We start from the raw sequence: 6,474 nt of genomic DNA on the forward strand, positions 1-6,474 counted from the left end.
CCCGCCGTCCCCGCATCGGCTCGGGCACCAGCCGCGCCAGCGCCGCGTACCGCTCCGCGCCCGGCAGATCGAGCAGATCCTCGCCGTCCACCGCGAGGATGTCGAAGAAGACCGGGGAGAGCGGCACCGCCACCGCCGCGGACCGTACATCGGTACGGGAGCCCACCCGGCCCGCGATCTCCTGGAACGGCCGCGGCCTGCCCATCTCGTCCAGAGCGATGACCTCGCCGTCCAGGACGAAACGGTCGCCGTCGAGCGCGAGCGCCGCCTCCGTCACCTCGGGCAGCCGGTCCGTGATGTCGTCCAAGGTGCGGGTGAAGATCCGTACGGCCGGTCCGTCGCGGTGGACCTGTACCCGGATCCCGTCCAGCTTCTCCTCGACGGCGCAGGTGCCGAGCCGGCCGACCGCCTCCGTGACGCTTCCGGCGCTCTGCGCGAGCATCGGCAGGACCGGCCGACCCACGGTCAGCAGGAACTCCTCCAGCACATGCGGTCCTTCGGCCAGCAGCCGCTGCGCCACCTGTTGCAGCGAGCCCGCCAGCATCACCGCCCGCCGCACCACGGCGGCGCCGACGCCGGAGGTCTCCGCGAGCGCCTCGACCGCGACGGCGTCCAGCGCTCCCTGCCGCAGCTCACCGGAGATCAGCCCGACGAGGAAGCGCTGCTCGTCCTCGGTGGCCGCCGCCAGCAGCTCTTGGACCAGCCGCCGCCGCTCGCCCTGTGAGCCCGGGCCTGCGACCGCGGCGAGAGCGGTGAAGGCGTCATTGACCTCATGCACGGTCAGGGTGGCCCGGTCCGCGGGCGGCGGTGGGTCCTTGAGGGCGTTCCAGCCGACGCCGATACGGCCCTGAGGCAGCCGCCCGGCCAGATACGGGATGACGACAGGCACGTCCTCGGGCCCCGCTGTACGGAACACTCCGGCCAGCAAGGAGATCTTCCGGGACCGCGCCGAGGTCTGCGCGACCTCCCGGGAGACACGGGCGAGCGGTGCCAGCATCATGCAGCCATCGTGCTACGCCGGACGCGTGCGCGCGCGTCCGGTGGGGGCCGGGAGTCCGGTGCGCTCACCGGGTTAGCCTGGCCGTACTCCGCCCGGTGGTGGGACGGCCGGAGCGAGCACACGGAGCGGGCACACGGCGGGGAGGACGGACATGGGCGGGACGGATCCCCGGAGCGAGCGGGACTCCCGAGGTGAACAGCACTCGCGAGGTGGCGGCGAGTCCGGTGGCGGCGGCGAGTCCGGCGGCCCGTCCCGCGAGCGGGCCGCCGATCCCGGGCTCTTCGGGCCGGGCTCCATCACCTGGCAGCTCCACAGCGACCCGATGATGTGGATCGCCGGAATCCGCGCCCTCTATCTCCAGGCACTGCACCCACGCGCAGTCCGTGGCGTCACCCAGAACAGCGACTTCAGAAAGGACGCCTGGGGCCGGCTGCGGCGTACGGCCCACTTCGTGGGCACCATCAGCTACGGCACCACCGAGGCCGCCGAGCGGGCGGGCGCCCGGGTCCGCCGTATCCACCGGCTCCTCACGGCCACCGATCCCGTCACGGGAGAGCGGTACGGCGTCGACGAACCGGCGCTGCTGCTCTGGGTGCACTGCGCCGAGGCCGACTCGTACCTCCATGTCCTGCGCCGCTCCGGCATCGTCCTCAGCGACGCGCAGGCCGACCGCTATGTGGCCGAACACCGGGTGGGCGCCCGGCTGGTCGGTCTCGACCCGGACCAGGTGCCCGGCACCACCGCCGAGCTGGCCGGCTACTTCGCCGAGGTTCTGCCCGAGCTGGAGTGCGGTCCCGAGGCGCGGGAGGTGGACGGCTTCCTGCGCCGGCCACCGGCCCACCCGCTGCTGGTCCCGGCCCGTGAGCTGCTCTGGCGCCGGGTGGCCTCGCTCGCCTACCAGGCCCTGCCGCCGTTCGCCCACGCGCTCTACGGCAGAGCGGCTCCCTCGCCGGAGGCCGTCACCCACCGGCTCACTGCCGCCGGGAAGCTGCTTCGGCGGATCCCGGCGCGGGTGCGCTGGCAGCTTCCGCCGAAGCACATCCTCCGGGCGACGGCGAGGCTCGGTCCCGACACCCGGCCCAGCCCGTACACACTCCAGGGCCGGGCGGCCATACTGGACGGGCGACGGGCCGGGGAGGGCGCAGCGAGGTGACGGGGGCGACAGCACGCGATGGCGGACACCAGGCTGATCCAGGGCCGCTACCGGCTGCTCGATCTGATCGGGCGCGGCGGGATGGGCGAGGTGTGGCGGGCGCGCGACGAGTCGCTCGGCCGGCAGGTCGCGGTCAAGTGCCTCAAGCCGCTGGGGCCGCAGCAGGACTCGTCGTTCACGCGTGTCATGCGGGAGCGGTTCCGCCGTGAGGCACGGGTCGCCGCCGCGCTCCAGCACCGTGGCGTCACGGTCGTCCATGACTTCGGCGAGTACGAGGGAGTCCTCTATCTCGTCATGGAGCTGCTCGAAGGGCGCAACCTCAGCCAGCTCCTGGAGGACAACCGGCAGCGCCCGCTCCCGGTGCCCGATCTCGTCGACATAGCCGAGCAGATCGCGGACGCCCTCGCCTACACCCATGAACAGGGCATCATCCACCGCGACTTGAAGCCCGCCAACATCATGCGGCTCACCGACGGCACGGTGAAGATCTGCGACTTCGGCATCGCGCGCCTCGGCCATGACATCGGTTTCACCTCCCGGCTCACCGGGACGGGCATCGCCATGGGCACTCCGCACTACATGTCGCCCGAGCAGATCGGCGGCGGCCATGTCGACCACCGCAGCGATCTGTACTCGCTGGGATGCGTGCTGTACGAGATCTCCACCGGCGCGCCGCCGTTCGACCTGGACGACGCCTGGGCGGTGCTGGTCGGCCACCGTGACACGATCCCTCGGCCGCCCAGCGGGCACCGCGCGGATCTGCCCGGCTTCTTCGACCGGATCGTGCTCGACCTGCTGGCCAAGACGCCCGAGGAACGGCCCTCGGACGCGGGCGCTCTGCGCCGCCGGATCAGCGGTGCCCGCTCGGCCCTCGGCCCTGACGCCCAGCACGGCCGTCCGGCGCCGACCGGAGCCGATCCAGGGCCCGCGCCGCCCTTTCCCGGCCGCCCGGCGCCGCTGCCGGACGAGGACCGGCTGCCGTCCTGGACCCGGGGGATGACCACCGGGCACAAGGCGACCGGCATGTCCGTCCTGCGGCCCACTCCGCCCGACCACACCGCCGGGCTGACCGGCGAGTGGACCGCGCCCGCCGATCCGCGTCTCGCCACCGGGACGTATCCGCACCGGGCGCGGCCCACTCCCTCGCCCGAGCAGCTCGCCGTCCTCGCCAGCCGGCACAACGCCGGTCTGAGCCTCGGCCGGCTGGGCCGCTGGGAGGAGGCGGGCGAGGTGCACCGCGCGGTCGCGGCGGAACGTGAGCACGCCCTCGGCCCCGACCATCCGGACACCCTCGGCAGCCGGTACGAAGTCGGCTTCACCCTCAGCAGGACCGGGCGGACGGCCGACGCGCTGCGCGAGTTCACCCGGGTCGTGGCGGGCCGCGAGCGCGCGCTCGGCCCCGACCATCCGGACACGCTCACCGCCCGCCAGGAGATGGCGTACGTCCTGGGACAGCTCGGCCGGCACTTCGAGGCCCACCAGGTGTTCGCGGCGGTCCTCGCCTCCCGTGAGCGCACCATGGGCCCCGACCATCCGGACACCCTGCGCTGCCGCCACAACCTGGCGTACAACCTCAGCCGGCTCGGCCGGCTGGAGGATGCCTGCCGGCTGGCCCGCGAGGTCGCCGCCGCCCGCTCCCGGGTGCTCGGCGCCCACCATCCCGACACTCTGGTCACCCAGTACGAAGTGGCCTACACGCTCGGGCTGCTGGGCCGCTGGCCCGAGGCGCTGAGCGCGTACCACGAGGTCGCGGCGGCCCGTGCCCACGCGCTCGGGCCCGACCATCCCGACAGCCTCGCCGCCCGCTACGAGGTCGGTATCAGCCTGGGACGGCTCGGCCGCAGCGCGGAGGCGCTGGAGCTGTACCGCGCGCTGGTCGCGGACCGTACCCGGGTCCATGGCCCGCAGCATCCGGAGACGCTCCGGGCACGGCACGGCCTCGGCGTCAATCTCGGCAGGCTCGCCCGCTGGGCGGAGGCGCTCGCGGAGTCCCGTGATGTCTGCGCGCTCCGCGAACGGGTCCTCGGGCCCGACCATCCCGACACACTCGTCAGCCGCCGGGAGATCGCCGTCGGTCTGGGCTGGCTGGGCCGCTGGGGCGAGGCCCTGGCCGTCTACCGCCAGGTCGCCGAGACCCGTGACCGGGTGCTGGGCCCCGCCCATCCGGACGCCCTGGCCAGCCGCAACGACGAGGCGCACTGTCTGGAACAGCTCGGCAGAGGAGCGGAGGCGGTGGAACTGTACCGACAGGTGGCGGCGCTGCGTCAGGGCCACGGCGGCCGGAACCGCTGAGCGGACGGCGGCGCTCCGCCCGGCACGTACGGGACCTCCTGACAGGTACGGGACCTTCCGACGCGTACGGGACCTGAGGCCGTCCGCGCGCCTGCCGGCCTTGCCGAGCCCGTACCGGCACCTCCGGTACCTCTGGCCCCGAGATCATCCGCGTGTTACCAAGAGCCATGCCCGCACATGTCTCGTACGACGCCGTCATCGTCGGCGGCGGCCACAACGGTCTGGTCGCCGCCGCCTATCTCGCCCGCGCCGGGCGCTCCGTCCTCGTACTGGAGCGGCTCGGCACCACCGGAGGCGCGGCCGTCTCCAGCCGTCCCTTCGCCGGTGTGGACGCCCGGCTCTCCCGCTACTCGTATCTGGTCTCCCTGCTGCCGGAGAAGATCGTGCGGGAGCTGGGCCTGCGCTTCACCGTGCGCAAGCGGACGGTCTCCTCGTACACGCCGCTGGGCGAGGGCGGACTGCTGGTCGGTGAGGGACGCACCCGTGCCTCCTTCGCCGCGCTGACCGGTGGCGAGAGGGAATACGCGGCCTGGCGGGAGTTCTACGGGATGACAGGACGGGTCGCCGAGCGGATCTTCCCGACTCTCACCGAGCCGCTGCCCACCCGCGAGGAACTGCGTGCGCGCGTCGATGACGCGACCGCCTGGCGGACGCTCTTCGAGGAGCCGATCGGTGCCGCCGTCGAGGAGCGGTTCCACCACGATCTGGTCCGGGGAGTGGTGCTCACCGACGCCCTGATCGGCACCTTCGCCGATGCCCACGACCCGTCACTCGTCCAGAACCGCTGCTTTCTCTACCACGTGATCGGCGGCGGCACCGGCGACTGGGACGTACCGGTGGGCGGGATGGGCGCGTTCACCGACGCCCTGGCGGACGCCGCGCGGTCGGCCGGAGCCGAGATCGTCACCGGGCACGAGGCGACCGGGATCGTCACCGACGGGACCGCCGCCGAGGTCTCTTTCCGTACCGGCGAGAGCGACGGTACGGTGACGGCCCGTCAGGTCCTGGTGAACGCATCGCCTCAGGCCCTTGCCGCTCTTCTCGGCGAGGAACCGCCCGCCGCCGCCGAAGGCGCCCAGCTCAAGGTCAATATGCTGCTGCGCCGGCTGCCGAGGCTGCGCGACCGGTCCGTCGATCCGCGTGAGGCCTTCGCCGGTACCTTCCATATCGCCGAGGGATACGAGCAGTTGGCCACGGCGTACCAGGAGGCGGCGGGCGGCCGGCTGCCGAGCGCGCCGCCGTCCGAGATCTACTGTCACTCCCTCACCGACCCGTCGATCCTCGGTCCCGGACTCGCCGCCGAGGGCTGTCAGACACTCACCCTGTTCGGACTGCACACTCCCGCACGGCTGTTCACTGCGGACAACGACGCCGTACGCACGGAGCTGCTCGCCGCCACGCTGGCCCAGCTCGACCAACGGCTCGCGGAGCCGATCGCCGACTGTCTCGCGGTGGACGAGAACGGGCGTCCCTGCATCGAGGCGAAGACTCCGCTCGACCTCGAACGTGAACTGCGGCTGCCGGGCGGCCATATCTTCCACCGGGATCTGGCCTTCCCGTACGCCACCGAGGAGACCGGGCGCTGGGGCGTGGAGACGGCGCACGCGAATGTACTGCTGTGCGGCGCGGGCGCCGTCCGAGGCGGCGGCGTGAGCGGAGTGCCCGGCCACAACGCGGCGATGGCGGCCCTGGGCCGGTGAGCACGGAAGGCCCTAGTCCTCGGATGCCACCCAGCCGACCGCATCGATACGGGCCGCGTCCTCCCGCCGTGTGTCATCGAAGACCGTACGGCCGCCGTCCTCGACCCGCAGTCCGTCCACATACGCGCCTCGTCCGACATACAGCCGGTCCGTCGTGTACCGCCAGCGCAGCCTCACCTCCGTCCCGCGCCAGGCCGCGAGATCGGCGCTCAGTCGGTGCCAGACGCGGCCCGACCAGCCCGTGGCGGAGCCGGTGGGGTGGGCCAGCGGCTCCTGCCCGGCCCGTACGGTCGTGAAGGGCACCGGCCGCCAGCTCGCGCCGCCGTCCG

General features: G+C 73.1%; 4 protein-coding genes and 1 pseudogene. 3 read left to right on the forward strand and 2 right to left on the reverse strand.

Features of this window, described 5'->3' with window-relative positions; all coding sequences use genetic code 11:
• Window positions 1-1,000: ATP-dependent DNA ligase (locus GA0115259_RS05540; RefSeq protein ID WP_093591697.1), on the reverse strand; the 1,000-nt coding region annotated here is incomplete at its 3' end.
• A gap of 151 nt (window positions 1,001-1,151) precedes the next feature.
• On the opposite strand from GA0115259_RS05540, the gene GA0115259_RS05545 reads away from it, so the two are divergent.
• The 3 genes from GA0115259_RS05545 (at window position 1,152) to GA0115259_RS05555 (ending at window position 6,145) form a co-directional block, all read left to right on the forward strand.
• Window positions 1,152-2,153: an oxygenase MpaB family protein gene (locus GA0115259_RS05545; protein ID WP_093591700.1), complete on the forward strand. Its 1,002-nt coding sequence runs from the start codon at window positions 1,152-1,154 to the stop codon at window positions 2,151-2,153.
• Window positions 2,154-2,171: 18 nt separating this feature from the next.
• A complete protein-coding gene (locus tag GA0115259_RS05550; protein ID WP_093591703.1) occupies window positions 2,172-4,445 on the forward strand; it encodes a serine/threonine-protein kinase in 2,274 nt (757 codons plus the stop codon).
• A 167-nt stretch (window positions 4,446-4,612) separates the two neighbouring features.
• Window positions 4,613-6,145 carry a phytoene desaturase family protein gene (locus tag GA0115259_RS05555; protein WP_093591706.1) on the forward strand — a complete coding sequence of 511 codons (1,533 nt, stop codon included), beginning with the start codon at window positions 4,613-4,615 and terminating at the stop codon, window positions 6,143-6,145.
• Window positions 6,146-6,157: 12 nt separating this feature from the next.
• Here GA0115259_RS05555 and GA0115259_RS05560 read toward each other — a convergent pair.
• Window positions 6,158-6,474: pseudogene (locus GA0115259_RS05560) on the reverse strand (immune inhibitor A domain-containing protein); the annotation flags it as partial.

This window comes from Streptomyces sp. MnatMP-M17 (genome assembly GCF_900091995.1).
Classification (GTDB): domain Bacteria; phylum Actinomycetota; class Actinomycetes; order Streptomycetales; family Streptomycetaceae; genus Streptomyces.